This is a genomic window from Bradyrhizobium sp. LB14.3, from assembly GCF_040547985.1.
In the GTDB taxonomy this organism is placed as follows: Bacteria; Pseudomonadota; Alphaproteobacteria; order Rhizobiales; family Xanthobacteraceae; genus Bradyrhizobium.
Genome location: NZ_JBEPQT010000001.1, coordinates 637,722 through 663,859, shown reverse-complemented (window position 1 = coordinate 663,859; position 26,138 = coordinate 637,722). Strand labels below are relative to the sequence as shown.

The following is a 26,138-nucleotide window of genomic DNA, read 5'->3' as shown; positions in this document are numbered from 1 at the left end:
CCGCTTCCATGATCATTGCGGGCGAGCAGGACGTCACGGCCGCGGCCCTGGCGGTGATGGAGCGGACGTCCGATCCGCGGCTGCGCCAGATCATGGTCTCCCTGGTCAAGCATTTGCACGGCTTCGTCCGCGACGTTCGTCTGACCGAGAAGGAATTCCGCGACGCCACGGCTGTTATCGCCGAGCTCGGCAAGCTCTCGACCGACACGCATAATGAGGTCGTGCTGATGGCGGGCTCGCTCGGCGTCTCGCCGCTGGTGTGCCTGCTGAACAATGGCGATCAGGGCAACACGGAAACCGACCAGTCGCTGCTCGGACCGTTCTGGCGGTTGAACTCGCCGCGGATGGAGAATGGCGGATCGATCGTGCGCTCCAAGACGCCGGGCGCGCCGCTGTTCGTCAACGGTCACGTCGTGGACAGGGACGGCCGCCCCGTCGCCGGCGCCGAGGTCGACGTCTGGCACGCGTCGCCTGTCGGTCTCTATGAGAACCAGGACCCGGAGCAGGCCGACATGAATCTGCGGGGCAAGTTTACGACCGACCAGGACGGAGGCTTCTCTTTCCGCTCCGTGATGATGGTCGGCTATCCCATTCCGACCGATGGCGTGGTCGGCCGTCTCCTGGAGGCGCAGAGCCGGCATCCCTATCGTCCCGCGCACCTGCATGCCCTGGTCTTCAAGCCCGGCTTCAAGGTGCTGATCTCGCAGGTCTACGATCCCGCCGATCCGCATATCGACAGCGACGTGCAGTTCGGCGTGACGAAGGCGCTGATAGGCAAGTTCCTGCGTCATGACGCGCCACACCCGACAGAGCGCGATGTCGCGACGCCCTGGTATTCGCTCGATCATGTCTACCGGCTCAAAGCCGGCGAGGCCGTGCTGCCGCGTCCGCCGATCAAATAAGGCTCAAAGCCGCTTCCCCCAATTAGTTATATCCTATAATGATTGGCGGAAGTGTTGACCGGTCGGACCGAAAAGGGCCGGGGAGGAGTTCGCCAATGACATTCATCTATCCCGTCGACAGCAACCAGGCGCATCCGCTGCCGCTGTCGCCCGAATACAAGAGCTCGATCAAGCGCGCGCCGAACAAGCCCTTGATCCCGATGCGCCATACGTTGTCCGAGCTGACCGGTCCGGTCTACGGCCATGAGACTGTGCGCGAGGGAGACAGCGACCTCACCACCCAGCACACCGGCGAGCCGCTCGGAGAGCGCATCATCGTGCACGGCCATGTGCGCGACGAGGACGGCCGCGGCGTTCCGAACTCACTGGTCGAGATCTGGCAGGCCAATTCCTGCGGCCGCTACGTTCACGTCCGCGACCAGCATCCGGCCCCGCTCGATCCGAATTTTACGGGCGCCGGCCGCACCGTGAGCGATGCCTCCGGTTATTATCGTTTTGTCACGATCAAGCCTGGCGCGTATCCCTGGGGCAACCACCACAACGCTTGGCGTCCCGCGCACATCCATCTCTCGGTGTTCGGCCATTCCTTCGTCACGCGTCTGGTGACGCAGATGTACTTCCCTGCCGATCCGCTGTTCCCGTTCGATCCGATCTTCAATTCGGTGCCGGACGAGAAGGCGCGGGCGCGGATGGTGTCGTCGTTCGACTTAGAGAATACCCAGCCCGAATGGGCGCTGTGCTACCGCTTTGACATCGTGCTGCGCGGCAAGAACGCCACGCCTATGGAGAACCATTAAGTGCAGGATAATGGGATCACGCCATCGCAGACGGTTGGCCCGTTCTTCAAATATGGCCTGACGCCGAACGGCGACTACGCCTGGAACGATGCGTTCACGAACTCGACGCTGACTCCCGACGTCACCGGCGATCGCGTCCGCATCGAGGGCCGTGTGTTCGACGGCGATGGAGTCGTTGTGCCTGATGCCATGCTGGAGATCTGGCAGGCCGATGCGCAGGGGCGCTTTGCCGATCCGCAGGACAAGCGCGCGCTGCCAAATGCGAGCTTCCGCGGCTTTGCCCGCTGCGGCACCGACAAGGATGGCAACTACGCCTTCGAAACCATCAAGCCAGGCGCGGTGCCCGATCCCGACGGCAAGCCGCAGGCGCCGCATATCCTGCTTGCGGTGTTTGGCCGCGGCATGCTGCGGCATCTCTATACCCGCATCTATTTCGGCGACGAGGCCGGCAACGCCGCCGACCCCGTGCTGGCGCTGGTGCCGGCCGACCGCCGCGCCACGTTGACCGCCGTACGCGAGGCCGGCAAGCCAGTGTACCGGCTCGACCTGCGATTGCAGGGCGACAACGAAACTGTGTTTTTCGACGTGTGACTGAGGTGGCGTCCCGGATCTGCGCTTGCGCCTATCCGGGACGATGGCGGAGGACCGGGCCCAACTTTCGCTGCCCGAAACCGCTCGCTGACGCCGTTTTCCCGTAGTTCTCCGGAGTCCGCGCGATTCAAATTCCGCGCGAAGCAATCCCGTGTTTACCGTAATCCTCTAGGATCCGTTGGATTTGGCGCGGCCCATCGGATTGTTTCATGAAAATTCGCCTTTCGCTTTCTTCCGCAATCATTGCTTTCGGCATCGTCCTCGCCATCGGCTTTACCGCCGTGGTCTCCACCAGCCTCTACGCCCTGCACGAGCTCAAGGTCGGCGGCCCGCTCTATACCGACATCAAGCTCGGCAATGACCTCATCGCGGACATCCTGCCCCCGCCGGAATATGTGATCGAGCCCTATCTCGAGGCTACCCTCGCCATGCGCGAGCCGGACCGGCTGGCGGCGCACGGCGACCGCCTGGTCCAGCTCCGCAAGGATTACGACGAGCGCAAGGCTTTCTGGGTTACCTCCAGCCTCTCGGCCGACCTGAAGACCGCGCTGGTGTCGAAATCCGACGCCGAGGTGCAGAAGTTCTGGAAGCTGTTGTCCGACCAGCTCCTGCCGGCCCTCAAGGCCAAGGACACGGCCGCCTCCGAGCGCGCCTACGCGCAGCTCAAGGATGCCTACACCGCGCATCGCGCCGTCATCGACAGCATTGTCGAGAGCGCCAACAAGCAGAATGCCGAAATGGAGAAGCTGGCCGCGGACCGCGACAGCTCCATGCTTTATATCCTCATGGGCGTTTCCGCCGCCGTTCTGGCATTCATTGCCGCGGGCCTGCTCGGCGTCGCGCTCGGCGTGGTGCGCCCGATCGTGCGCATGACAGGCACGATGCAAAAGCTCGCGACCGGCGATCTCGCCGCCGACATCCCCTTCGCACACCGTCAGGACGAGGTCGGGTCGATGGCGGGCGCCCTGCTGGTGTTCAAGCAGGCGGCAGTCGACAATGCCCGGCTGCGCGAAGAACAGCTGCAGCAGGAGCAGGAGGCGGCGCTGGCCAAGCGTGGTGCCCTGCAACAGATGGCCGATACGGTTGAGCGGGAAACCGGCCGCTCGGTCGATACCGCAAGCGCTGCGACCCAAGGCGTGGAACGGGCGGCCTCCAGCCTGTCCGAGATCGCGCGGTCGTTGTCCACGGAGTCGCAGGCGGTTGCCTCGGCGTCCACCCAGGCCCTGAGCAGTTCGCAAACCGTTTCAGCCGCGGCGGAAGAACTGAGTGCTTCGATCCGTGAGATCGCGACCCAGGTCGCGCGGACCAGCACGGTCACAAAATCGGCGGTCGCCGGTCGTGAACAGGCGCGTTCGACCATCCAGGCGCTGGCCGGTTCGGTCAAGAAAATCGCCGAGGTCTCCGATCTCATCGGCGGCATCGCCGGTCAGACCAACCTCCTGGCACTCAACGCCACGATCGAGGCCGCGCGTGCCGGCGAAGCCGGCCGCGGTTTCGCGGTGGTCGCCGCCGAAGTGAAATCCCTGTCCGACCAGACCGCCAAATCCACCGAGGAGATCACGCGGCTGATTGCCGAGATCCAGGCCTCGACGCAGGCCGCGGTCGATGCCGTCGAAACCATGGGGGGCCACATCCTCGAAATCGACGGAGTTGCGACCTCGGTTGCCGCCGCGATGGAAGAGCAGGACGCCGCGACGCGTGAGATCACGCGCTCGATCTCCGAATCGGCTTCCGCGGCGAAGGAGGTCTCGGCCAAGATCGGCGACGTCAGCCGTGACGCCGCCTCCGTGAACGAGCGCGCCGCCGAGGTCAGACAGGCGATCGCCGGCATGGCGGCCAATCTCGAACAGCTCCGGTCGGTCGTGGTCAGGACCGTGCGCGACTCGACCGCTGCGGCGTAGGCCGGCATCAGGTCGGCCGCTGGTGCGTGGGGCGTGATCGTGCAGTATGACATGGGACAAGGGCATCGTGGCTATGACACCTCCACAATTGCCGGCGGTCGTTGAGCCCGCCCGACTGACGGCAGCGCTCCGCAGGAGTGGCGTGCTGGACGCCGGCGCAGTCCGCGAGGTGAAAGTGCTGCATCAGCGCGACACCGTCGTGTCGCACATTATCCGCCTTGGCCTGCGCTATGTGGGGGAATCCGCCGGCGCCCCGCAATCGCTGATCCTGAAGACCGCGCATTCCGACTTCGCAAAGACGCTTGCAAATGGCGGCCGGCACGAAGTGGCCTTCTATACGCAGCTCGCGCCAACAGCGCCGGCGGGGCTTGTGCCGCGCTGCTTCGACGGGCATTTCGACGAGGAGAGCGAGACCTCACATCTTCTGCTCGAAGACCTCACCGACAGCCATGAGATTGCGACGCAATGGCCGCTGCCACCGTCGCGCGATCAGGCGATGGCGATCGTCACGACGCTCGCGCGATGGCACGCGGCCTGGTGGGACCATCCCGGTCTCGGCGAGACCGTCGGCACCTGGGCGAGCGAGGAGGACAGTGCAACCCACATGGAGACCTTCGCCGGCCATTACGATCGCTTCGCGGACCTGCTCGGCGATCGCCTCAGCGAAGAGCGCCGCATCTTCTACCGCCGCCTGATCAATCAGTCGGCCCGGCTATCCCAGCGCTATCATTTGCGACGTCATGCCAGCATCACCCATGGCGATGCCCACATCTGGAATTTCCTGCTGCCGCGCGCCGGCGTCGCCGATACCGTGCGGATATTCGACTTCGACCTGTGGAACATCAACGTGCCGACCAACGACCTCGCCTACATGATGGCGATGCAATGGTATCCGGAACGCCGTCAGACGCTCGAGCGGGCGCTGCTCAACCGTTACTACGAGACGCTGATCGCGCACGGCGTCAGCGGCTATACGCGCGGCGCGCTCGATCAGGATTACCGTTGGTCGGTGCTCTGGCACATCACCACGCCGGTCTGGCAATGGAGCATCAACATCCCGCCGGTGATCTGGTGGAACAATCTGGAGCGGGTGATGCTGGCGGTCGAGGATTTAGGGTGCGAGGAGTTTTTGGGGTAGTTGGCGCTGCACGCTCGCCGTCGTCCAAGTTGTGACGCACCCTACTCCATCACCGCATGTTCCGGCCCGGCCGACTGCTTGCGCAGCGTGGCCTTGGACGAGCCGATCATCAGGGCGAGTGGGATGGTGCAGAGGATGAAGATCATCACCAACATGTAGTCGTGCGCGAAGGCGATGATCTGCGCCTGCACGCTGACCATCCTGTCGGCCATGGCGCGGCCGGCGTCGGTGGAGAGATTGATCATGCCGCTGACGTTGGGCATCTGGAGCGCGTGGTTGAACGGGTTGATGTTCTCGGACAGGATCGCATAGGTCTTGCGCGTGCCCTGCGTCAGCTCGGCGACGACGATGGAAATGCCGACCGAGCTCGCGACGTTGCGCAGCAGCGTCAGCATCGAGGTGCCGTCGGTGCGCAAGTGGTTCGGCAGCGTCAGGAACGCCACCGTCGAGAGCGGCACGAAGACGAGGCCGAAGCCAAAGCCCTGGATCACGCTGACGACCACGATTTCCGGCACCTGGGTCTGGTCGGTCCAGCCCGTCATCTGGAACAGCGAGGCCGCCGTCAGCGTCAGGCCGCAGATGATCAGCGTGCGCGCCTCGATCCAGCGCATGATGCGGCCGACCATCATCATGGCGAAGAAAGTGCCGAAGCCGCGGCTTGCGAGCAGGCCGCCTGCGGTCATGATGGGATAACCGATCACGTTCTGCAGGTAGGGCGAAGCCAGCGCCATGGTCGAGTACAGCACGAGGCCCATCACCGTCATGAAGATGCAGCCGGTGAGGAAGTTGCGATCCCTGAACAGCGCGAACTGAATGAAGGGACGCGAGGTCGTGAAGGAGTGGGCGAAGAAGTAATAGAAGGCGACGCCGGAGACGGCGAACTCGGTCACGATCTCGACCGACTCGAACCAGTCGAGCTGCTCGCCGCGATCGAGCGCGAGCTGGAGTGCGCCGATCCCGATCGCCAGCGCGGCAAAGCCGAACCAGTCGAACTTCAGGCTGAGATTCTTATCGGTCTCGTCCATGAAGACGGCGAGCCCGAGCACGGTGATCGCGCCGAACGGCAGGTTGACGAAGAACACCCAGTGCCAGGAATAGCTCTCGGTCAGCCAGGCGCCCAGCGACGGGCCCATGATCGGGCCCATCATCACGCCCATGCCCCAGATCGACATCGCCGTGGCGCGTTCCTGAAGCGTGTAATAGTCGAGCATCACTGACTGCGACAGCGGCACCAGCGCTGCGCCGAATACGCCCTGCAGCAGGCGGAACAGCACCATCTGGTTGATGTCCTGTGCGAGGCCGCACAGCACGGAGGCGAAGGTGAAGCCGGCCGCGCAGGCGATGAAGATGCGCTTGCGGCCAAAGCGGTTGGAGATCCAGCCCACCGGCGCCGTCATGATCGCAGCGGCGACGATGTAGGACGTCAGCACCCAGTTGATCTGGTCCTGCGAGGCCGACAGCGTGCCCTGCATGTAGGGCAGGGCGACATTGGCGATGGTGGTGTCCAGCGCCTGCATGATGGTCGCCGTCATGGCGCAGATCGTCACCATGTTCCGGCGCATGCCGGGGACCATCAGGCTCGCATGGGGGCCGGACATCGGATCGGTCCTTGTCTCAGTCGTTTTCGTGGCCTGCGGTCGCCGCCAGGCCGAGCAGGCCGGCGAGCGAGCGCTGATGGCCGGTGTCGATGGTGGCGTAGACGCTCATGCCCGCCTTCAGCTTCCGTACGTATTTGTCGGTCTCGTCGAAATAGACGCGGATCGGCACGCGTTGCACGACCTTGACGAAATTGCCGGTGGCGTTTTGCGGCGGCAGGATCGCGAACTGCGCGCCGGTGCCGGGCGAGAGCGAGCCGATCTTGCCCTTGAAGACATGGTTCGGGAACGCGTCGACCTCGAGCGTGACCGGTTGCCCTTCGGTGACGTAGGTGAGGTCGCTTTCTTTCGGATTGGCGTCGACCCAGGGATGGGCGACGTCGATGATGGAGAACACCGGCGTGCCGGCGGTGACGTAGCGGCCGAGCTGGATCTGCTCGACCTGCGTCGCTACGCCGCTCATCGGGGCCCGCACGACGGCGTGGTCGAGATTGCGCTGGGCGTCGTCGAGCTTGGCCTTGGCCTGGGCGTAGGGCGGGAATTGCTCGAGCGGCAGGTCGGGATTGCCGAGCAGCTGGGTCTTCGCATTGGACAACTGCTGCTTGACGAACTGCGTCTGGGCGCCAGCGGTGACCAGCGCATTGGCAGCGTTGTCCAGGTCGAGCTGCGAGCCGAAATTGCTCTTTACCAGTGACTGCTTGCGCTCGACGTCGCGCTGCTTCAGGTCGACGCCCCGCTGCGCCAAATCGAGCATCTGTGCGTATATCTTGATGTTCGCGATGAGATTGTCATAGGTCGTGCGAGACTGGTCGAGCGCGGCCTTTGCCTGATCGACCGCGAGGCGGAACGGCACGGGGTCGATCTCGAACAGCTCGTCGCCCTGCTTGACGACCTGGCCCTCTTTCACGATGACCTTCTCGATCTTGCCGGAAATGTCGGGCGTCACCAGCACCTTCTGGGCACCGACATAGGCGTCGTCGGTGCCGACATAGCGGCCGCCATTGAGATAGAAGGTCAGGCCGGCAATGGCGACGACGGCCGGCAGCACGACCAGAAGCAGGACGCGGCGATAACGGCGCAGGCCGGCGATCAGGCGGCGACGCGGATTGGTGCCGGCTTTCTTGGTGGGCTTGCCGCTGTCGATTTTCTGCTCGGGTTGGAATTTGAGAACCTGATCAGCCATAGCGCTGCTCCTTACGCGCTTGTTCCGCTACCGATGTCTGGATCGCGGTACGCACGTTTTCCTTGATTGTTTCGAGCTGGGTGAGGAGGCGATGGGCGTCCGCCGGAGTGATGCCCTCGAGCGCGTTGGCCGTGAGCTCGGACTTCAGCCCGCTCATCCGTCCGAGCAATTGCCGCCCCGCCTTCTTCAGGTGCAGCCGCTTGACGCGGCGGTCCGAAGGATCGTTGCGGCGTTCGATCCAGTCACTGTCGCAGAGCTTGTCGATCAGGCGTGTCAGCGTGATCGGCTGCACCTCGAGAAGCTCCGCGAGTTCCGACTGCTTCATGCCTTCGCTGCGCTCGACCTTGGCCAGCACCGCCCATTGCGCGCGGGTGATGCCGAAGCGCGAGGCTTCCTTGTCGGCATAGACGCGGAGCAGGCGATAGAGCTCGGCAAGCGTAAACAGGAAGTTCTGGTCCACGGGCCCGCGGCTCATGAGCTTGGTCTCCAATAAGCTTGGAATATAATAAGCAAGCTTATGATTATTTCATGGCGGGATAGCGGGATGCTGTCCCGCAGCAAGAGCATGGCTGATCGCCGCACCGCCGGTCCTGCTTTGGGTTCCCCTTTCGAAATGCTAGAACACCGGTCCCATGACCTTCGCAAAGCCGGTTTTTCCCGCGCCCGATCACGATCACGGCCGTTGCACCGCGGATGCGCTGGCGCATGCCGAAGCCGTCTGCGAGCAGCGTACGCAGAAATTCACGCCGATCCGCCGCCATGTGCTGGGGGCGCTGCTCTCGAGCCACCGGCCGCTGGGAGCCTATGAAGTGATCGACAAGCTGGCGAAATCGATGCCGCGGCCGGCGCCGATCACGGTCTATCGTGCTCTGGATTTCTTGATGACGAACGGCCTCGTGCACCGCATCGAAAGCCGCAACGCCTATCTCGCCTGCGCCGCCCACGACCATGACGCGACCTCGGCGGTGACGTTCCTGATCTGCGAGCGCTGTGGTCTGGTCGGTGAGATTCCGTCGGCGTCGTTCGCCAAGGACCTCACCGCCGCCGCGCGCAGTTCAGGCTTCGCTCCCAAACTGTCCGTGGTGGAAATCACGGGCGTCTGTGCGCATTGTCAGAAAGCTGCATAAAGCAACAACGGCGCAACGCCGGTTTTTCAGGAAGACATGTCCTCACCACAAGCCCTATCGTCCGCCGGTCGTCCCCTCAGTGCCGGCGCCATCGCTCTGATGCTCATGCTGTGCCTGACCTGGGGGTTCAACCAGATCGCGGTGAAGCTGGTGCTGCCGGACATCCCGCCGATGCTTCAGGCCACGTTCCGCTCGATGGGCGCGCTGCCGGTGCTGTTCATCATCGGCAGCTTGCGCGGCGTTAAATTCTTCGAACGCGACGGCACCTGGAAGCCCGGCGTGATCGCCGGACTGATGTTCGGCATCGAGTTCGTTCTGATCTTCCAGGGCCTGCGCTTCACACCGGCGTCGCGGGCGGTCGTGTTCCTCTACACCGCGCCGTTCTTCGTCGCGCTCGGCTCCTACCAGGTGCTTGGCGAGCGACTTGGTGGTACGCAATGGCTGGGGCTGGCCGTCAGTTTTGCCGGTGTCGCACTCGCGATCGGCGTACCGCAGCCCAACGTCGATTCGCATGTTCTGCTCGGCGACCTCATGATCGTCGGTGGCGCCGCGCTGTGGGCGGCGACCACGCTGGTTGCCAAGGGCACCCGGCTGCGCTTCGCGGCGCCTGAAAAGGCACTCGGCTATCAAGTCGCGACCTCGATCCCGATCCTCGGCACGGCCGCCTGGCTGTTCGGGGAGACCATCCCCCACACCCCGTCGACGCTGTCGCTGGGCCTGATGGCCTTCCAGGCGATCTGGGTGGTGGGAACCACGTTCACGCTTTGGTTCGCGCTGGTGAAGACCTATTCGGCCAGCAAATTGTCGGCTTTTACCTTCATCACCCCTTTGTTTGGCGTGGTGGGTAGCTATTTCATCATGCACGACACCCTGAACCTGACATTTGGGGCGGCAGCGGTCCTTGTAATTGCTGGGCTTTTTCTGGTTAACCGTCCCAGCCAATCCGCTGCGGCGCCGCGCGATGCATTGCTGAACGTCACCAAAACCTGATATTTGGACCCCATGAACAAGCTCGAAACCACCATCGATTCCGACATCGCGGGGCCTGCGCCGCGCCATCACACCACCCAGGTCAAGGTCGGCGACGTTGCCGTCGGCGGCGGTGCGCCGATCGTCGTGCAGTCGATGACCAACACCGACACCGCCGATATCGACGGCACCATCGCCCAGGTCGCAGCGCTCGCGCGCGCGGGCTCCGAAATGGTCCGCATCACCGTGGACCGCGAGGAAGCCGCTGCCGCCGTCCCGCATATCCGCGACGGCCTGCTCAAGCGCGGCATCACCACGCCCTTGATCGGCGACTTTCATTATATCGGCCACAAGCTGCTCGCGGCCTATCCGGCCTGCGCCGAGGCGCTCGCCAAATATCGCATCAATCCCGGCAATGTCGGCTTCAAGGACAAGCGCGACACGCAGTTCGCCGACATCATCGAGATCGCCAACAAGAACAGCAAACCGGTCCGCATCGGCGCCAATTGGGGCTCGCTCGACCAGGAGCTTCTGACCAAGCTGATGGACGAGAACACCGCCTCGGCCAATCCGCGCGATGCGCGCGCGGTGATGCGCGAAGCCATGGTGCAGTCGGCGCTGCTCTCGGCGGCGCGCGCCGAAGAACTCGGCATGCCCAAGGACCGCATCATCCTGTCGGCCAAGGTCTCGGCGGTGCAGGATCTGATCGCGGTCTACGAGGTTCTCGCCAGCCGCTCCGATTACGCCATCCATCTCGGCCTGACCGAGGCCGGCATGGGCACCAAGGGCATTGTCGCCTCATCCGCCGCGCTCGGCATCCTGCTTCAGCAGGGCATCGGCGATACCATCCGTATCTCGCTGACACCGGAGCCCGGCGGCGACCGCACCCGTGAGGTGCAGGTCGGCCAGGAGCTGTTGCAGACCATGGGCTTCCGCACCTTCGTGCCGCTGGTTGCGGCATGCCCCGGCTGCGGCCGCACCACCTCGACCACGTTCCAGGAACTGGCCAGCTCGATCCAGGGTTTCATCCGCGACGAGATGCCGACCTGGAAAACCAAATATCCCGGCGTGGAAGAGCTCAACGTCGCGGTGATGGGCTGCATCGTCAACGGCCCCGGCGAATCCAAGCACGCCAATATCGGCATCTCGCTGCCGGGCACGGGCGAAGCGCCGGCTGCCCCCGTGTTCGTCGACGGCAAGAAGTTCCGGACCCTGCGCGGCCCGACCATCTCCACCGACTTCAAGGCGCTCGTGATCGACTACATCGAGCAGCGCTACGGCCAGGGCGCCAAGGTGCCGGTGACCGCGGCGGAGTAGGCGTCTTTCCAAAGTTGGAATCGTAGGGCGGGTTAGCAATGCGTAACCCGCCTTACTTTTTGTGGGTGCGAATTGGCGGGTTACGCTTCGCTAACCCGCCCTACATTGCTACGATGTTCCCAATCAAGAATGATCGGGAGGCACACCATGAGCTCACTCGCCGGCAAGCAGGGCCCGCGCTATCGCCATACGGCGGACGACGGCGCGCCCTATGAGACCATCGCGGTCGAAAAGCTCACCCCGATCATCGGTGCGGAAATATCCGGCGTCGACATCGGCAAGCTGGTCTCGGACGATGCCCGCTCCAACCGGCAGATGGACGAGATTCACCGCGCGCTCGCCGAAAACCTCGTCATCTTCTTCCGCGACCAGCGCATCACGCCGCAGCAGCATCTCGCCTTCGGCCGCAAGTTCGGCGAGCTGCATTTCCATCCCGCCGCGCCGCATGAGGATGAAGACCCGGCGCTGATGAAGATCTACGCGGATGCGAACTCGCCGCGCGCCAACGGCGAAGGCTGGCATTCCGACGTCTCCTGCGACCTCGAACCCCCGATGGGCTCGATCCTCTACATCAAGCAGTGCCCGCCGCGCGGCGGCGACACGCTGTTCGCCAACATGTATGCGGCCTACGAGGCGCTCTCGGACCGCATGAAGTCCTATCTCGACGGCCTGACAGCGCTGCATGACGGCGAGCCGATCTATCGTGGGCTCTACGCCAATTACGGCGTGGCTGACCGTCCGTCCTATCCGAACGCCGAGCACCCTGTGCTGCGCACGCATCCGGTCACGGGCAGGAAGGCGCTCTACGTCAACCGCGGCTTCACCCGCCACATCAACGGCATTCCGCGCGACGAGAGCGACGCGATACTCGCCTATCTCTACCAGCACGCCGAAAACCCGCTGTTCCAGTGCCGCTTCCGCTGGACCGAGAACGCTATCGCGTTCTGGGACAACCGTTGCGCCCAGCACCGCGCGATGTGGGACTACTGGCCGCACACACGCTCCGGCACGCGCGTGACGGTGAAGGGCGAGCGGCCGGTTTAATCCGCCTGCGCACCGCGTTCCGCGTTGACGTCTTCCCGCGTCCGCGCCAATCTTGCCGAAAACAAAGACGTCGGGAGGATCAGCCATGCTCCGCGCCGAGGACAACAAATTCCTGACCGAGTCGGGCCCCGGCACGGGAATGGGCGAGCTGTTGCGCCGGTTCTGGATTCCCGTGGCTCTCTCCGAAGAGCTTTCCGAGCCGGACGGCGAGCCGAAGAAGATCATCGTGCTCGGCGAAGAGTTGCTCGCGTTCCGTGACTCGTGCGGCGTTGTCGGAATCATCGATCAGTATTGTCCGCATCGCGGCGCCAATCTCTGGCTTGGGCGCAATGAGGAATGCGGCATTCGCTGCGTCTATCACGGCTGGAAGTTCGACACGGACGGCCGATGCGTCGACATGCCGACCTCCTATCCCGACATCAACGCCAAAGACCTCATCTGGATCAAATCCTATCCGGTGCGCGAATGGGGCGAAATGATCTGGGCCTATATGGGCCCGGCCGAGGTCATGCCCGAATTGCCAGATCTCGAAATGGCGCTGCTGCCGGCCTCGCACCGCTATGTCGGCAAGAAATGGCAGGACTGCAACTGGGTGCAGGCGCTGGAAGGCTCGATCGACACCGCGCATTTCACCTTCGCCCATCTCTCCTTCGACAAGGAGGAGAACGAGATTCTGGACATCAAGAAGCATTTTGTGAATCCGATCGCGCGGATGTCGAGCGACCACATGCGTTGGATCGCGGAGGATCCGCGCCCTGTGATCAAGATCCAACCGCACGACGCGGGGCTGACGATTGCCGGTGGGCGTCTCACCGGCGGCGACAGTATCTACTGGCGCATCGCGCAATTCCTGATGCCGTTCCACGCCTATGCGCCGAGTGCGATGCCGGGCGAGAACATTTTTGGCCAGACCTTTGTGCCCGTCACCGACACCAATTGCTGGATCTACACCTATGCCTGGAATCCGGAGCGGCCGCTGACGCAAGCCGAGCGTGATGCCTTCGACCGCGGCAATGGCGTGATCGCGGAGGTCGACGACAATTACGTGCCGTTGCGCCACAAGGGCAACGACTATTTGATCGACCGCAAACTCCAGAAGACCAGGAGCTACACTGGCATCAAGGGCGTCTCCGAACAGGACGCCGCCGTGCAGGACAGCCAGGGCCCGATCGCCGACCGCACCCGCGAGCATCTCGGCCCGACCGATCTCGGTATCATGCATTTCCGGAAAGTCGTGATGGAGCTGGCGCGGGCGCTTCAGCAGGGCGAGCCGCCATCGCAGGCCACGCATCAGGATCGCTACGCCGTGCGCTCGGGCGCCTGCGTTACCAGCAAGGCCAAGGACTTGCCCGCCGTGATGCTGGAACGCTTTGGTGACGTCGCGGGATTCGTCGGCCGTCCCAGGATTGCGGCAGCGGAGTAGGGCTTGAGGCATTCGCGCAGCATCATCGCACGTCTCGTCTTGCCGCTCGTCGCGTCGATCTTGCTATCGTTGGCGCCTGCTGACGCCGGTCATGCTGCTATCATGAGAAAAAATGCGAAGCCCAAGCCGCCGCAATCACCGGCCAAATGCGAGGTGCCGAAATTCAGGATCGTCGTGGATGTCGGGCACACGCCGGACTCCTACGGCGCGTTGAGCGCGCGCAATGATCCGGAGTTCGGCTTCAACTTCCGGCTTGCGAGGCTCATCACGGCGAAGCTCAAGTCTGGAGGCTTCGCCGCAGCCCGCCTGCTCATCACGGACGGCAAGGCACGGCCGAGCCTGTTCAAGCGGGTCAGTGCCGCGAATGACGGTCGGGCCGATCTCTTCCTGTCGATCCATCACGATTCGGTGCCGGACAAGCTGCTCGAGAGTTGGGAGTTCGACGGCGCGCACAGCTATTTCAGCGATCGTTTTTCGGGCCACTCTCTATTCGTGTCGCAGCGGAACCCGCACTTCGCCGCCAGCCTGATGCTGGCCCGGATGATCGGCAGGCAGCTGAAGGAGCAGGACCTGCACTATGCCAGCCAATACACTCTGCCGGTGATGGGCCGCTACCGGCGCCAATTGCTCGACAAGGATGTCGGCGTCTACCGCTATGACGGGCTCGTCGTGCTCTCGCAAACCCGCAGCGCCGCCGTGCTGCTCGAGGCTGGCTCGATCATCAACCGCGACGAGGAAATGGCGATGAATTCGCCGGGGCGGCAGGAGATGATTGCGGGCGCCGTGGCGGTGGCGATCAGGGAGTTCTGCGAGAGGCGGTGATTGCTCGCGCAATGACGAGAATCTATAGCGGCCCTCCCCGATACTCCCGGTTCGCCAAACTCGCCTCCTCCAGATCCAGATCCCGCTCGATCCGCCGGCGCGTCTCGTCGGTGATCTGGCCGTCGCGCAGCAGGTCGTGGATGAATTTCCGCTCGGCCTCGATCAGGTCACGCGTCAGGGCGGTGCCGGCGGTCGAAACGTCGTGGTGGGTGGGATCGAGCGAGTCCGGTAGCTGGTTGACGCGAATCTCGTGGCGTGCGCGCAGCAGCCGCATCACCTCGTCCGTGACTTCCTTCTCCTCGGTCAGCACGTCGAGCGACTTCAGGGCGGCATCGAGAGCCTGGCGGCGTGCCGCGATCTCGGCCTCGTGCTCGGCGACATGCTCGTTGCGACCGGCTTCCGCGACGCCGAGCCAGCGCACCACCGGTGGCAGTGTGAGGCCGACTCCGATCAGCGTGACGAAAATGACGGCGAAGGCGACGAACAGGATCAGGTCGCGATACGGAAAGGCCTCGCCGCCCGGCAACGTGAAAGGCAGCGCCAGCGCAGCCGCCAGCGACACGGCGCCGCGCACGCCGGTGAACGCGAGCACGAACGGCCATTGCCATGGCGGTGAGGGATCGCGGGCGCGCAGCGACTTGCTGAACATCCGCGGCAGATAGGTCGCGGGATAGAGCCAGGCGAAGCGCGCGCCCACGACGACCACCAGGACCACGGCGGTTGCGATCATGATGTCGTCGAGCGGAAACGCCTTGGATTTCTCATAGAGCGCGCGCATCTGGAATCCGGTGAGCAGGAACAGCAAGCCCTCGATCAAATAGATCACGAGATCCCAGAAGAAGATGCCTTGCAGACGCGTCGATGCCGAGATCAGCAGCGGCCCGTTCCAGCTCACATAGAGGCCGCAGGCGACGGTGGCGATCACGCCGGAGCCGCCGACGTGCTCGGGCAGCCAATAGGAGACGAAGGGCGTGATTAGCGACAGCGTCAGCTCGACCTGCGGATCCATGGACCATTTGCGCAAGCGCAGGGACAGCCAGCCGACGCCGATGCCGAAGGCGATCTCGCTGGCGACGATGAGCAAGAACTCGCCGGCTGCCAGAGGCAGCGAGAAATGCCCGACCATGATCGCGGCGAGCGCGAAACGATAGAGGGTCAGCGCGGTAGCGTCGTTGGCGAGCCCCTCGCCTTCGAGGATGACCAGGAGCCGGCGCGGCATGTGCAGCCGGCGCGCGATCGCGAGCGGTGCCACCACGTCGGGCGGCGCGACAATGGCGCCGAGCAGGAAGCCGATAGCCCAGGGCAGGCCAATCACATAATGCGTGGCGGCCGCCACCAGCGCCGCGGTGAAGATCACCGCGCCGACCGCGAGCAGCACGATTGGGCGTAAATTGTTCCTGAACTCGCGCCAGCTCATGGCGACGCTGGCCGAGTAGATCAGCGGCGGCAGCACCATCAGCAGTACCAGTTCCGGCGGCAGTTCGACCGGCGGCATGCCCGGTACGAAGGCGAGGCCGATACCGGAGAGCATCAGCAGAATGGCAGGCGCGATGTTGAAGCGGCGCGCGACAAGCGCAGTGCCCGCCAACACGGCAAGCAGGATGAGAAAGGTCTGAAATTTCGCTTCGATCATGGCCTGTCTTGGCCGGAAGCAACCGCAAGGTCAATGCGGCGCGGCTCAGGCCAGCCGCTCAGCCACCATGCGGCCGATGCGTGCGAACACGGCTTCGAACTGCGCAGCGTTGGGCGTGCCCCCCTGGGTATAGGCCGCGATCAGGATCGGTGCATCCGGCTTCGTATCGGGCTTCGTATCGGGCTTGGGCCAGACCACCGCGATATCGCCAGAGGCGTCCTTGCCGTTGTTGCCGGTCTTGTCGCCGATCTTCCAGTTTGCGGGGAGCCCGCCGCGCAGCCGGTTCGCGCCGGTCTTGCAGCCCACCATCCATTCCATGAGTTGAGCACGCGAGGCCGGCGACAGCGCCGCGCCCGTCACCAGCCGCCGCAGATTGCCCGCCATCGCCGCCGGGGTCGTGGTGTCGCGGGGATCGCCGGGCGGTGAGCGGTTGAGCTCGGGCTCGTTGTGGTCCAGTCGCGAGGTGCTATCGCCGAGCGACCGCCAGAAGACGGTGAGCGCGGCGGGACCGCCGATCCGCGCCAGCAGCAAATTGGCGCAGGTGTTGTCGCTGAGCTCGACGATCGCCTTGCACATCTCGGTGACCGACATTGCGCCGGCGGCAAGGTTTTGCCTGGCGACCGGTGCGTACTCCAGCAGGTCGGCCTTGTCGTACGGAATCATGGCCGCAAGCTGCTCCTCGCCACGATCGACCCGCGCCAGTACGCAAGCCGCGAGCGAAGCCTTGAATGTCGAGCACATGACGAACCGTTCGTCGGCCCGCCAGGCGAGCTTTGCGCCGGTCGCGAGGTTCTCCGCATAGACCCCGATCCGGCCGCCACTCTCGCGCTCATACGTTTCGAGCTCAGGCTGCGCGTCCGCGGCGAGCGCGGGAAATGTGGCCATCCAGCACAGCGAGGCGAGCAGCGAACGGCGGTCGAGAAGCATCGGGGACTTTCAGGCGAGACGGAGGAGGCAGCGGCGAGCCGGAGGGAAGCCCCTCACTCCCGCAGGTCATACCGATACGACTTCGACACGATCTGCCAGCCGTCGGCGAGCTTCATCGCCACCAGATAGTCGGTGAAAAAACGCGGCGGCAACTGGCACCGGACCTTGATGAAGGCGGTCTTGTCGTCCGAACGGTCGATGGTGACGATGAAATCCTCGCGCGGCTTGCCTTCGGCCTTGCCGGAGGGGCGCTTGCGCACGCGGTCGAGCCAGTCCGGCACGGTCAGCACCTGCAGTTCGCCCTTCTCGACCCAGCGCAAATCGGCGGATGGGTGGAAGATGGCGCCGAGTTTTTCGGCATCGCCCTCGTAAAGTCCATCGAAATAGGATTGCACGACGGCTTCGACGCTCGCGCGGTTCTGGCTCATGGGTATCCCTTTGAATGGTGGCTCGGGGCGAACTTAGTCGTACTCATCAAAATGCGCTATGGGAGTGCGTACCATTTGCGCGAGGACACTGTGATGACCGGATCAGAGAATTCGAACGCTCGTATCCTGATCGGCGAATGCCACTGCCGCGCCGTGCGCTATGAGGTGGCGGACGCATTCTCCTATGCGATGAACTGCCACTGCTCGAATTGCCGCCGCACCACCGGCGCCGCCTTCAAGCCGTTTGCCGGAATAACCCAGGACAAGCTGCGCATCGCCCATGGTGAAGATCAGCGCCTTATCTTCGGCGACGAGACCACCCATGACGCCCACTGCGCCCGCTGTGGCTCGCTGCTTTATTCCCGGGTGCGCGAGGGAAAATGGGTCCATGTCGCCATGGGAACCCTGGTCGATGCCCCCTCGATCCGACCGAGCGTCCACATTTTCGTGGGCTCGAAAGCGCCCTGGCACGAGATTACGGACAATCTGCCGCAATATCAGGGCCACGTGGGGGATGCCTGAGGGAACCTGCTGCGCGCGTATTTCTCGGCGAACCGCGACCGGACTGGCGCGACAAACAAATGGGGTTTTTCGGCCTGCGGCCGGTGCCACCTTCGTGACCTCAATCGCCCGCGGCGGACCCTGCTAAAGCCATCCCAAAGGGGCTCGAACTGCCCTGAACCCGGAAGTCGTGTCATGCGCAAATCGCTCAGACTTTGCCTACTTCTCCTCGCGGTCGCGCTGCTATTCGGCGCCGGGCCCGCTTTGGCCGGGAAGCGCGTCGCGCTGGTGATCGCCAACTCGGCCTATCAGCACGCGCCGTCGCTTACGAACCCTGTCAATGACGGTTCGGTGATGGCCAGGACACTGAAAGAGGCTGGCTTCGACATCGTCGATTCCCGGCACGATCTGACGGCGCTGGAGACCCGGCGCGTGCTGCGCGAATTCGCCGACGGGACCCGCGATGCCGACATCGCCGTGGTCTACTATGCCGGCCACGGCATCGAAGTCGAAGGCTCGAACTATCTGATCCCTGTCGATGCCAAGCTGGAGCGTGACACCGACATCTTTGACGAGGCGCTCTCCCTCGACCGCGTCCTGGTCGCGGTCGAACCGGCCAAGCAGCTTCGACTGGTGATCCTGGACGCCTGCCGTGACAATCCGTTCGGCAAGACCATGAAGCGCACGGTCGCCTCGCGCGGCATCGGCCGCGGCCTCGTCCAGGTCGAGCCGACCAGCCCCAACACACTGATCGCCTATTCGGCCAAGGCCGGCTTCACGGCGCAGGACGGCGACGGCGCCAACAGCCCCTTTACCATGGCGCTGTCGAAGCATCTGACGACACCGGGCCTCGACATTCGCCGCGCCTTCGGCTTCGTGCGTGACGACGTGCTCAAGTCGACCGGCAACAAGCAAGAGCCGTTCGTCTATGGCTCGCTCGGCGGCGAGGACGTGCCGCTGGTGCCGGTCAAGGTCGCCGCTGCGGCTCCGGCTGCGCCTGCGCTGAATCCGCAGGCCGACATCCGCCGCGATTACGAGCTCGCGCTGCAGGTCGGCAACAGGCCGGCGTGGGATGCCTTCCTCGCCCAGCACCCCGATGGTTTCTATTCGAGCCTCGCCAAGCTTCAGCTCGAAAAAATCGGCGCCGAGCAGGCTCATGCGGCGGCCACCGAGAAGGCGAAGCAGGCCGAGGCCGAGCGCGATCGCCTTGCTGCTGTCGGTGCGCAGAAGGATGCGCAGGCCAAGGCAGCCGCCGACGCGAAGGCCGCGGAGCAAGTGCAGCTTTCCGCGCAGAAGGCCAAGGAGCAGGCGCAGCAGCAGGCGGCCGCTGCCGAGCAGCAACGCGTCAATCTCGCCGCCACGGCGCCAAGTGCTGCGCCCGCCAGCACGGCGAGCCCTGCCGGCACCAACGTCGCATCGCTGACGCCGGCCACTGCGCCGGCCGATCTCAGCCGCTCGGTGCAGGCCGAGCTCGGTCGCGTTGGCTGCTTCTCCGGTGCTGCCGACGGCAACTGGACGACGTCCGCGCAGCGGTCGTTATCGCAGTTCAACCGCTATGCCGGCACCAAGCTCGACGTGAAGGTGGCGAGCATCGATGCACTCGACACGGTCAAGTCAAAACAGTCGCGCGTCTGTCCGATGGTTTGCGAGCACGGCTTCAAGGCCGACGGCGACAAGTGCACCAGGATCGTCTGCCGTGACGGTTATGCGCTCAACGACGACAACGAGTGCGAGAAGCAGCGTGCCGCCAAGCCCGCCAAGCCTGCGACTGCAAAGCGTGACGATGGGGACGAGCGTCCCACACGGCAGCGTCGTCAAACCGGCGGCGCAGGTGCCGGTGCGGCGGGCGGCTTTGGTGGCGCTGCCGGCATTGCGGCTGCGGCCGGCGCCGGCCGCGCCGCAGGTGGCGGACAGCTATTCTGCAATAACGGCGGCTGTCGTGCGGTCAACCGCGGCTGCCATCTCGAATATCGCGGCGGCGGCGGCCCCGGCAACGATGCAAATGTCGAGGTGTGTAACTGACACTACCGGGTCGTCCGGGCTTTCGCCGGGACGACGGATCAAGTCGAGATCGCGCTCGCCGCGATGTTCACCGTCAGCGCCAGCAATGCCGTGTTGTAGATGAATGACACGATGCCATGCGCGGTGGCGGTGCGGCGGATGGTCTTGTCGGTGATGCCGACGTCGGAGACCTGCGCGGTCATGCCGATCACGAACGAGAAATAGACGAAGTCCCAATAGTCAGCGTGGTCTTCCTTGTCGCCGCTGGGAAACTGAAGGCCGCCCGGCGTTGGGTGACGATAATAATCATGCGCGTAATGCAACGCGAAAGTCGTGTGCACGGCGGCCCAGGACAGCGCGATGGTGGTGATCGCGATGGTCAGCTCCGCGGCGCCGCGGTGGACGCCGAGTTCGGCGACAATGGCGGCGATGCTGGCGAAGGCACCGGTCGCCGTCACCAGCAGGATCACGAAGCGGCCGTCGTCCTGCATCGCAGCGGCGCGGCGGATGTGCTGGTGGTCGTTGTACAGCATCATCGCGTAGACCAGCACCAGATAGACCGCGATCAGTGCATCCCACCCAAGCACAAGCCGCGTCGTCAGCCGGTACGAACCCGGTATGAGCAGGCAGACGAGGATACCGACGGCAAGCGATATGAACGTTCGCGGCCGCGCATACACCAGGCGCACCGGCCTCGACATCTTGCGGAAGCGAGCGAGGGCAAGATCTTCCTTGCTGCCGCTCGCCATAGCGCTATCAGCTCTTCCGTTCGGCGACGAACCGCGCAGCCGCTTGCAGCACGGCGGCCCGATCGCCGAAGATCGACACGGCGCTGTCGGCCCGCGCGAGCAGGTCGCGGACGCGCTGCTTGGCGCCTTCGAGGCCGAGCTGCGTGACGAAGGTGGTCTTGCCCATCGCTGCGTCCTGGCCCGAGGGCTTGCCGAGCGCAGCCGCATCGCCTTCGACGTCGAGCAGATCGTCGGCGATCTGGAAGGCTTCGCCGAGTGCGCGACCGTAATCGTCGAGCGCCTGATATTCCTTTTGCGAGGCCTGGCCGAGGATCGCCCCGGCGATGCAGCCGTAACGCAGCAGCGCACCGGTCTTCATCTGCTGAAGACGCGCCACGTCCACCGGCTCGCGGTCGCCAAAGCGGCCTTCGCCGGCGAGATCGAGGATCTGGCCGCCGACCATGCCGCCGATGCCGGCGCAGCGCGCCAGCGCGCGCGTCAGCAGGAGCCGCACATTGGCATCGGGATGAATCTCGTCGCGGGTGATGATGTCGAAGGCGAGCGTCAGGAGGCCGTCGCCGGCGAGGATCGCGGTGGCGTCGTCGGTCTTCTTGTGCAGGGTCGGGCGGCCGCGGCGCAGGTCCGAATTGTCCATTGCCGGAAGATCGTCATGGATCAGCGAGTAGCAGTGGATGCATTCGAGCGCCGCACCAGCGAGCAGCGCGGCTTCGCGGGGCACGCCGAACACGGCGGCGCTCTCGACCACCAGGAACGGCCGCAGGCGCTTGCCGCCGTTGAGGCTCGAATAGCGCATTGCGTCCATCAGTCGCTTGGGCCGGGCGATCTCATCGGGCAGGATATCGTCCGCCAACAGGCGCCCGAGCAGCGCCTCGGTGTCATCAGCGGTCTTGTCCAGACGTTTGGCGAAATCGGACGGGGACGTGCCGGTCATCAAGAAGGGCTCCAGAACTAAAATTCGGCGGGACAATCCTTTATGCGCCCGCCTCAGTCAATCGTTTGGAAGGCCTAAAAAGTGCTGGAAAACGCCCGAACTATCACAGACTTAATGCCGGGCCCGTGGCCGCGTTACGTTCTGCGCCGGAAAGGTTGATTTGCGCGTCGTCAAAACCGTTCTCCTGGTGCTCGTGGTCGCGGCTCTCGCGCCCTATGTGATCGCGCCGTTCTACCGCATTGGCCATCCCGTTTCGACGCTGATGGCATGGCGCTCGCTCCGGGCCGCGCCGATGCAGCGGGAGTGGATCGATCTGGCGGCGATGTCGCCCTCACTGCCGCGCTCGGTGGTGGCGGCCGAGGACGCCCATTTCTGCAAGCATCACGGCATCGACTGGGGCGCGCTGCGTGAGGCCATCGACGACGCGCAGGAGGACGGCACCCCGTTCCGGGGCGCTTCCACCATCACCCAGCAGCTGGCGAAAAACCTGTTCCTCTGGCAGGGGCGCGATTTTATCCGCAAGGCGCTGGAATTCCCGCTGGCGCTGTGGATCGACTTGGTCCTGCCCAAGGCGCGGATCCTGGAGATCTACCTCAACATCGCCGAACTGGGACCGCAGGGCCAGTTTGGGGTGGAGGCGGCCAGCGCCTATGCCTTCGGCAAGTCAGCCGCCAGTCTTTCTCCCAGGGAGGCCGCCCTTTTGGCCTCAACCCTGCCGAATCCGGTCAAACGTAGCGCCAGGACGCCGGGACCGGGCGTCCGGCGGCTGGCCGGGACCTATGTTGCGCGGGCGCAGGCCAGCTCGCTTTCGACCTGCTGGCGGGAAAATCGCTGATTTCGGGTCCTTTTCGGGCGCATTTTCCGTCCCAGAACCCTAGATTTAAGGCCAGCCTTCCTCTATAAGCCCGGCCTTGACCGGCATTCAGCTCGCCTCGGTTTGCGGGTGCTGAGCCGTCCCCTCGCGGACGATGCCCCGAAACACCAATCCCTAGAGGATATTGAAATGGCCGTTCCGAGAAGAAAAACCTCGCCGTCGCGTCGTGGCATGCGCCGCTCGGCAGACGCCATCAAAAAGCCGACCTATGTGGAAGACAAGGACTCTGGCGAGCTCCGTCGTCCGCATCATCTCGACCTCAAGACCGGCATGTACAAGGGCCGTCAGGTCCTGAAGAAGAAAGAGTCCTGAATTCAGGACCTTTCCCCAGGCAGGATGATTTCGCCTGCCTGATTTCGGCCAACCCATGAGATATGACAGTGACGGCGGCGGAGCGAATGCTTCGCCGCCGCATTGTCCTGTCTGGATATCTTGATCGAGAAGGCATTCGCCGATGGTCGGTTTCCCGCTGCTTCTGATCCCGCTCGCGGTCTACAACATCATCGCCTTCCTGATGCCGAGCGTGTCCTTTACGGACGTGCTGTTCAAGGTTCCGATGATCACGGGCGAGGCCTGGCCGGTCACACTCGCCGACGTGATGCTCGCGCTTGGCGTCGTGCTGTTGCTGCTCGAGGTGGTCAAGGGCGCGCGGCCCGGCTCGAAATTCCTGATGGATCATTTGCTGTCGCTGATCGTGTTCGGCGCGGCTGCGGCCGAATTCGTGATGTGGCCGAAATTCGGCAACTCCACCTATTTCCTTTTGGTGCTGCTCGCGATGGCCGACTTCCTCGGCGGCATCGCCCAGCGCACGCGCCGCCACGGCGCCTATGTCGCCGAGACTGTGCCGGCATCGCGCAAGGCCAGGCGCCAGGCTGAAGTGGCAGCCGATGAAGCGGTGGTCGAGTCCAAGTTCGAGCCCGTCTCTGCGCCGGCGGTGCCGCCCGCATCCGCACCCTCCGCGCAGTCGGTCGCCGAATCCGTGCTGATCGATCACCCCGCGCCGAAGCCGGCTCAGAGCACGTCCTCGCCGGAAATCCCCTCGCCGCATCTTCAGCCCGGCAACGGCACGCCGTCGTCTCCCGACGCGCCGCGCTGATCTACTTCAAGCCACCTGCCGCGTGCGCGCGGTGACGCTCGGAAGCGGATGCTTGCTGCCATAGGCTACCTGCGCATCCTCGGAAGACGCACGGCGGAGCCGGCTCGTCTGGGGCAGGTTCTCGGCATTGGCAATGAGCTGGGTGACGAAGCTGGGATCGGGGCGCGGCAGCGGCGCCTTGTGGACCCACTGCAAAATCGGCAGCTGCGGCACCAGGGCCGTGCCCGTGCCGTTGTCCGCCTGGTCCGATCGGTTCGTACTCAACATCGCTATCACCGTTGATCCGGCAAGCCTGTCGCGTTTCGGGACGCTGGCGCCGGTGCGTGTCATGTACTCGCAAGGCCTATGCCGGACGGGCCGGTTTGGTTCCTGCGGCGTGAGGAAACGTGGTTTCCAAATTGTTTATCAACTTTGCCTAGGGTCAATGGCGAATCTGGCTTTATCCTGTGCCGACTCAGGACTCCCCGCTGTCCCGAAACGAGGCGATTTTGACCCCCGCATTGCCGCAAGCCTCCGACATCCTGGCCGCCCTTGGCCAAGCCGTGTTCGCCTGGGACATCGCCAGCGATGCAATGGTCTGGGGTGAGCAGGTCAGCGCCATCTTCCCCGGAATTCCCGCCGAGCGGCTGGCCACCGGCACCGAATTCGCCAAGCTGATCGAGCCCGCACAATCGCTGCGGACCGCTGCGCTGGCGCAGACCTCCGCCGTGCACGGCGCCGACGGCACGCCCTACCGGGTCGAGTACGGTGTGCGCATGAGCGCTGCCGATCCCGTGGTCTGGATCGAAGAGACCGGCCGCTGGTTCTCGGGACCCGATGGTCGGCCGGTGCGCGCGATCGGCTCCGTCCGCATCAACAATGAGCGCCACGCCCGCGACGAGGAACTGACGAAGCTGGCCCGGCTCGATCCGCTGACCGGCGAGCTCAATCGCTCGCATCTGATCGCGGCGCTGGCCGAGGCGATCGAGGAGACGACCCGTTTCCGGTCGACCGCGGCCTTCATGCTGGTCGGCATCGATCATCTCGCGCGCGTCAACGATGCCTTCGGTTTCGACGTTGCCGATGCCGTGATCCTCGACGTCGCCAAGCGCATCCGTGCGCGCTTGCGCGGGGGCGATGTGCTCGGCCGCTTCTCCGGCAACAAGTTCGGCCTAATCCTGAAGAACTGCACAGTTGACGACATGAACGTCGCCGCCGAGCGCTTCCTCGCCGGCATCCGCGACGAGGTGGTGCCGACCAAATCCGGCCCGGTGTCGGTCACTGCTTCGATCGGCGCGGTCAGCGTGCCGCGCTATGCCCGCAACACCGACGAGGCCGTCAATCGCGCCCACGAGACGCTGGACGCCGCAAAACAACGCCGCGTGGGTTCGTTCGCGACCTGGCGTCCCGATGCCGCGCGTGACGCGCAGCGCCGCGTCAACATCCGCGTTACCGACGAGATCGTCACCGCGCTGAACGAGCGCCGTATCAAGCTCGCCTATGAGCCGGTGGTCTCGGCCGCCTCGCGCGAGCGCGCGTTCCACGAATGCCTGGTGCGGATGGACCAGGGCGGCGGCCAGGTGCTGCTCGCGCCCGACATCGTGCCGGTCGCCGAACGGCTCGGCCTGATCCGCCTGGTCGATCACCGCGTGCTCGAGCTCGTGGTCACCGAGCTCGCCGCCGCGCCCGACATCTGCCTCAGCCTCAACATCTCGCCAGACACGACGATGGATCCGGACTGGTGGGCCAGCATCGAATCGCTGATGCGCGCGCATCCCGGTGTTGCCGAGCGTCTGATCGTGGAGATCACCGAGACGGTCGCGATCCAGGACATCGACGACGTACGCGGCTTCGTCACGCGGCTGAAGAATTTCGGCAGCCGCATCGCCATCGACGATTTCGGCGCCGGCTACACCTCGTTCCGCAATCTGCGCAAGCTCGGCGTGGATATCGTGAAGATCGACGGCGCCTTCGTGCAGAACATCACCCATTCCGCCGACGACCGCGCCTTCGTGCAGACCCTGATCGACCTCGCCCGCCGCCTCGACATCAAGACGGTGGCCGAATGGGTGCAGGACGAAGAGGCCGCAAACATGCTGCGCGACTGGGGCTGCGATTACATCCAGGGCCGTCTGATCGGGCTCGCGTCGGCCGACCGTCCGTGGAGCGCGTCGCCGGATAACGTGCTGCCTGCGGCAGGCTGAGACAAA

26 protein-coding genes are annotated in these 26,138 nt (G+C 64.5%); 17 read left to right on the top strand and 9 right to left on the bottom strand.

The genetic code is table 11. The features are described 5' to 3' along the window. The first annotated feature begins 8 nt into the window (after positions 1-8). The 5 genes from ABIB00_RS03055 (at position 9) to ABIB00_RS03035 (ending at position 5,329) form a co-directional block, all read left to right on the top strand. Positions 9-902 (top strand): dioxygenase family protein, encoded by an 894-nt coding sequence (locus ABIB00_RS03055; RefSeq protein ID WP_354103334.1) that lies wholly within the window; start codon positions 9-11, stop codon positions 900-902. Between the two features lie 95 nt (positions 903-997). After that, complete coding sequence (pcaH, locus tag ABIB00_RS03050; protein ID WP_247442101.1) at positions 998-1,699, top strand: protocatechuate 3,4-dioxygenase subunit beta; 702 nt, start codon at positions 998-1,000, stop codon at positions 1,697-1,699. Next, a complete protein-coding gene (pcaG, locus tag ABIB00_RS03045; RefSeq protein ID WP_247442103.1) occupies positions 1,700-2,290 on the top strand; it encodes a protocatechuate 3,4-dioxygenase subunit alpha in 591 nt (196 codons plus the stop codon). It abuts the gene before it with no gap. A gap of 209 nt (positions 2,291-2,499) precedes the next feature. Then, positions 2,500-4,191, top strand: a complete 1,692-nt coding sequence (locus ABIB00_RS03040; RefSeq protein ID WP_354103333.1) for a methyl-accepting chemotaxis protein — start codon at positions 2,500-2,502, stop codon at positions 4,189-4,191. Positions 4,192-4,237: 46 nt separating this feature from the next. Next, positions 4,238-5,329: a phosphotransferase gene (locus ABIB00_RS03035; RefSeq protein WP_354103332.1), complete on the top strand. Its 1,092-nt coding sequence runs from the start codon at positions 4,238-4,240 to the stop codon at positions 5,327-5,329. 41 nt (positions 5,330-5,370) lie between these two features. Here the strand turns inward: ABIB00_RS03035 and ABIB00_RS03030 are convergent, their stop codons facing one another. Genes ABIB00_RS03030 through ABIB00_RS03020 form a run of 3 tightly spaced genes read right to left on the bottom strand, consistent with a single transcriptional unit; the run spans position 5,371 to position 8,582 of the window. Continuing rightward, entirely contained in the window at positions 5,371-6,927 is a 1,557-nt protein-coding gene (locus ABIB00_RS03030; protein WP_247351683.1) for an MDR family MFS transporter, read from the bottom strand. A gap of 16 nt (positions 6,928-6,943) precedes the next feature. Then, the gene (locus ABIB00_RS03025) at positions 6,944-8,107 is read right to left on the bottom strand and encodes an HlyD family secretion protein (protein WP_247351685.1); all 1,164 of its coding nucleotides are present in this window, start codon (positions 8,105-8,107) and stop codon (positions 6,944-6,946) included. Then, the gene (locus ABIB00_RS03020; RefSeq protein WP_247351687.1) at positions 8,100-8,582 is read right to left on the bottom strand and encodes a MarR family winged helix-turn-helix transcriptional regulator; all 483 of its coding nucleotides are present in this window, start codon (positions 8,580-8,582) and stop codon (positions 8,100-8,102) included. The genes ABIB00_RS03025 and ABIB00_RS03020 overlap by 8 nt, the downstream gene beginning before the upstream one ends. A gap of 157 nt (positions 8,583-8,739) precedes the next feature. Between ABIB00_RS03020 and ABIB00_RS03015 the strand changes: the two genes are divergently transcribed. The 6 genes from ABIB00_RS03015 (at position 8,740) to ABIB00_RS02990 (ending at position 14,809) form a co-directional block, all read left to right on the top strand. Beyond that, positions 8,740-9,234: a Fur family transcriptional regulator gene (locus ABIB00_RS03015; RefSeq protein ID WP_354103331.1), complete on the top strand. Its 495-nt coding sequence runs from the start codon at positions 8,740-8,742 to the stop codon at positions 9,232-9,234. Positions 9,235-9,270: 36 nt separating this feature from the next. Next, positions 9,271-10,224 carry a DMT family transporter gene (locus tag ABIB00_RS03010; RefSeq protein ID WP_354048087.1) on the top strand — a complete coding sequence of 318 codons (954 nt, stop codon included), beginning with the start codon at positions 9,271-9,273 and terminating at the stop codon, positions 10,222-10,224. Between the two features lie 12 nt (positions 10,225-10,236). Continuing rightward, positions 10,237-11,520 carry a flavodoxin-dependent (E)-4-hydroxy-3-methylbut-2-enyl-diphosphate synthase gene (gene ispG / locus ABIB00_RS03005; protein WP_354048088.1) on the top strand — a complete coding sequence of 428 codons (1,284 nt, stop codon included), beginning with the start codon at positions 10,237-10,239 and terminating at the stop codon, positions 11,518-11,520. Between the two features lie 147 nt (positions 11,521-11,667). Further along, a complete protein-coding gene (locus ABIB00_RS03000; protein ID WP_354103330.1) occupies positions 11,668-12,564 on the top strand; it encodes a TauD/TfdA dioxygenase family protein in 897 nt (298 codons plus the stop codon). 85 nt (positions 12,565-12,649) lie between these two features. Further along, entirely contained in the window at positions 12,650-13,987 is a 1,338-nt protein-coding gene (locus ABIB00_RS02995) for a Rieske 2Fe-2S domain-containing protein (protein ID WP_354103329.1), read from the top strand. Positions 13,988-13,990: 3 nt separating this feature from the next. Continuing rightward, positions 13,991-14,809, top strand: coding sequence for an N-acetylmuramoyl-L-alanine amidase (locus tag ABIB00_RS02990; protein WP_354103328.1), 819 nt, complete (start codon positions 13,991-13,993; stop codon positions 14,807-14,809). Positions 14,810-14,831: 22 nt separating this feature from the next. Here the strand turns inward: ABIB00_RS02990 and ABIB00_RS02985 are convergent, their stop codons facing one another. Genes ABIB00_RS02985 through ABIB00_RS02975 form a run of 3 tightly spaced genes read right to left on the bottom strand, consistent with a single transcriptional unit; the run spans position 14,832 to position 17,797 of the window. Next, positions 14,832-16,442: a Na+/H+ antiporter gene (locus ABIB00_RS02985; protein ID WP_354103327.1), complete on the bottom strand. Its 1,611-nt coding sequence runs from the start codon at positions 16,440-16,442 to the stop codon at positions 14,832-14,834. Between the two features lie 45 nt (positions 16,443-16,487). Continuing rightward, entirely contained in the window at positions 16,488-17,369 is an 882-nt protein-coding gene (gene bla / locus ABIB00_RS02980; protein ID WP_354103326.1) for a class A beta-lactamase, read from the bottom strand. Between the two features lie 53 nt (positions 17,370-17,422). Next, positions 17,423-17,797 carry a nuclear transport factor 2 family protein gene (locus ABIB00_RS02975; RefSeq protein WP_247351703.1) on the bottom strand — a complete coding sequence of 125 codons (375 nt, stop codon included), beginning with the start codon at positions 17,795-17,797 and terminating at the stop codon, positions 17,423-17,425. Between the two features lie 93 nt (positions 17,798-17,890). On the opposite strand from ABIB00_RS02975, the gene ABIB00_RS02970 reads away from it, so the two are divergent. Next, positions 17,891-18,319, top strand: a complete 429-nt coding sequence (locus ABIB00_RS02970; RefSeq protein ID WP_354103325.1) for a GFA family protein — start codon at positions 17,891-17,893, stop codon at positions 18,317-18,319. A 174-nt stretch (positions 18,320-18,493) separates the two neighbouring features. Next, a complete protein-coding gene (locus ABIB00_RS02965) occupies positions 18,494-20,320 on the top strand; it encodes a caspase family protein (protein ID WP_354103324.1) in 1,827 nt (608 codons plus the stop codon). Between the two features lie 38 nt (positions 20,321-20,358). Here ABIB00_RS02965 and ABIB00_RS02960 read toward each other — a convergent pair whose 3' ends face one another. Together ABIB00_RS02960 and ABIB00_RS02955 are read right to left on the bottom strand one after the other, a co-directional pair. Continuing rightward, positions 20,359-21,048 carry a DUF1345 domain-containing protein gene (locus ABIB00_RS02960; RefSeq protein WP_354103323.1) on the bottom strand — a complete coding sequence of 230 codons (690 nt, stop codon included), beginning with the start codon at positions 21,046-21,048 and terminating at the stop codon, positions 20,359-20,361. A gap of 7 nt (positions 21,049-21,055) precedes the next feature. Beyond that, positions 21,056-21,979: a polyprenyl synthetase family protein gene (locus ABIB00_RS02955; protein ID WP_354103322.1), complete on the bottom strand. Its 924-nt coding sequence runs from the start codon at positions 21,977-21,979 to the stop codon at positions 21,056-21,058. A gap of 160 nt (positions 21,980-22,139) precedes the next feature. On the opposite strand from ABIB00_RS02955, the gene mtgA reads away from it, so the two are divergent. From mtgA to ABIB00_RS02940, 3 genes are all read left to right on the top strand, one after another. Beyond that, the gene (mtgA, locus tag ABIB00_RS02950; protein ID WP_354103321.1) at positions 22,140-22,814 is read left to right on the top strand and encodes a monofunctional biosynthetic peptidoglycan transglycosylase; all 675 of its coding nucleotides are present in this window, start codon (positions 22,140-22,142) and stop codon (positions 22,812-22,814) included. Positions 22,815-22,982: 168 nt separating this feature from the next. Further along, positions 22,983-23,165 carry a 50S ribosomal protein L32 gene (gene rpmF, locus ABIB00_RS02945; RefSeq protein WP_007598106.1) on the top strand — a complete coding sequence of 61 codons (183 nt, stop codon included), beginning with the start codon at positions 22,983-22,985 and terminating at the stop codon, positions 23,163-23,165. Positions 23,166-23,307: 142 nt separating this feature from the next. Beyond that, entirely contained in the window at positions 23,308-23,949 is a 642-nt protein-coding gene (locus ABIB00_RS02940) for a hypothetical protein (RefSeq protein ID WP_354103320.1), read from the top strand. Positions 23,950-23,955: 6 nt separating this feature from the next. On the opposite strand, the gene ABIB00_RS02935 is transcribed toward ABIB00_RS02940, so the two are convergent. Further along, on the bottom strand, positions 23,956-24,216 hold the full coding sequence (locus ABIB00_RS02935) for a hypothetical protein (protein ID WP_247351715.1): 261 nt from the start codon (positions 24,214-24,216) through the stop codon (positions 23,956-23,958). A 221-nt stretch (positions 24,217-24,437) separates the two neighbouring features. Between ABIB00_RS02935 and ABIB00_RS02930 the strand changes: the two genes are divergently transcribed. Further along, positions 24,438-26,132 (top strand): putative bifunctional diguanylate cyclase/phosphodiesterase, encoded by a 1,695-nt coding sequence (locus tag ABIB00_RS02930; protein ID WP_354103319.1) that lies wholly within the window; start codon positions 24,438-24,440, stop codon positions 26,130-26,132. Positions 26,133-26,138 lie beyond the last annotated feature (6 nt).

What these genes read in the sequence shown, in the direction of transcription:
- ABIB00_RS03055 (WP_354103334.1), top strand. Translation starts at nt 9, where the DNA reads ATGATCATTGCGGGCGAGCAGGACGTCACGGCCGCGGCCCTGGCGGTG.
- pcaH (WP_247442101.1), top strand. Translation starts at nt 998, where the DNA reads ATGACATTCATCTATCCCGTCGACAGCAACCAGGCGCATCCGCTGCCG.
- ABIB00_RS03040 (WP_354103333.1), top strand. Translation starts at nt 2,500, where the DNA reads ATGAAAATTCGCCTTTCGCTTTCTTCCGCAATCATTGCTTTCGGCATC.
- ABIB00_RS03035 (WP_354103332.1), top strand. Translation starts at nt 4,238, where the DNA reads ATGACATGGGACAAGGGCATCGTGGCTATGACACCTCCACAATTGCCG.
- ABIB00_RS03030 (WP_247351683.1), bottom strand. Translation starts at nt 6,927, where the DNA reads ATGTCCGGCCCCCATGCGAGCCTGATGGTCCCCGGCATGCGCCGGAAC.
- ABIB00_RS03025 (WP_247351685.1), bottom strand. Translation starts at nt 8,107, where the DNA reads ATGGCTGATCAGGTTCTCAAATTCCAACCCGAGCAGAAAATCGACAGC.
- ABIB00_RS03020 (WP_247351687.1), bottom strand. Translation starts at nt 8,582, where the DNA reads ATGAGCCGCGGGCCCGTGGACCAGAACTTCCTGTTTACGCTTGCCGAG.
- ABIB00_RS03015 (WP_354103331.1), top strand. Translation starts at nt 8,740, where the DNA reads ATGACCTTCGCAAAGCCGGTTTTTCCCGCGCCCGATCACGATCACGGC.
- ABIB00_RS03010 (WP_354048087.1), top strand. Translation starts at nt 9,271, where the DNA reads ATGTCCTCACCACAAGCCCTATCGTCCGCCGGTCGTCCCCTCAGTGCC.
- ispG (WP_354048088.1), top strand. Translation starts at nt 10,237, where the DNA reads ATGAACAAGCTCGAAACCACCATCGATTCCGACATCGCGGGGCCTGCG.
- ABIB00_RS03000 (WP_354103330.1), top strand. Translation starts at nt 11,668, where the DNA reads ATGAGCTCACTCGCCGGCAAGCAGGGCCCGCGCTATCGCCATACGGCG.
- ABIB00_RS02995 (WP_354103329.1), top strand. Translation starts at nt 12,650, where the DNA reads ATGCTCCGCGCCGAGGACAACAAATTCCTGACCGAGTCGGGCCCCGGC.
- ABIB00_RS02985 (WP_354103327.1), bottom strand. Translation starts at nt 16,442, where the DNA reads ATGATCGAAGCGAAATTTCAGACCTTTCTCATCCTGCTTGCCGTGTTG.
- bla (WP_354103326.1), bottom strand. Translation starts at nt 17,369, where the DNA reads ATGCTTCTCGACCGCCGTTCGCTGCTCGCCTCGCTGTGCTGGATGGCC.
- ABIB00_RS02975 (WP_247351703.1), bottom strand. Translation starts at nt 17,797, where the DNA reads ATGAGCCAGAACCGCGCGAGCGTCGAAGCCGTCGTGCAATCCTATTTC.
- ABIB00_RS02970 (WP_354103325.1), top strand. Translation starts at nt 17,891, where the DNA reads ATGACCGGATCAGAGAATTCGAACGCTCGTATCCTGATCGGCGAATGC.
- ABIB00_RS02965 (WP_354103324.1), top strand. Translation starts at nt 18,494, where the DNA reads ATGCGCAAATCGCTCAGACTTTGCCTACTTCTCCTCGCGGTCGCGCTG.
- ABIB00_RS02960 (WP_354103323.1), bottom strand. Translation starts at nt 21,048, where the DNA reads ATGGCGAGCGGCAGCAAGGAAGATCTTGCCCTCGCTCGCTTCCGCAAG.
- ABIB00_RS02955 (WP_354103322.1), bottom strand. Translation starts at nt 21,979, where the DNA reads ATGACCGGCACGTCCCCGTCCGATTTCGCCAAACGTCTGGACAAGACC.
- rpmF (WP_007598106.1), top strand. Translation starts at nt 22,983, where the DNA reads ATGGCCGTTCCGAGAAGAAAAACCTCGCCGTCGCGTCGTGGCATGCGC.
- ABIB00_RS02940 (WP_354103320.1), top strand. Translation starts at nt 23,308, where the DNA reads ATGGTCGGTTTCCCGCTGCTTCTGATCCCGCTCGCGGTCTACAACATC.
- ABIB00_RS02935 (WP_247351715.1), bottom strand. Translation starts at nt 24,216, where the DNA reads ATGTTGAGTACGAACCGATCGGACCAGGCGGACAACGGCACGGGCACG.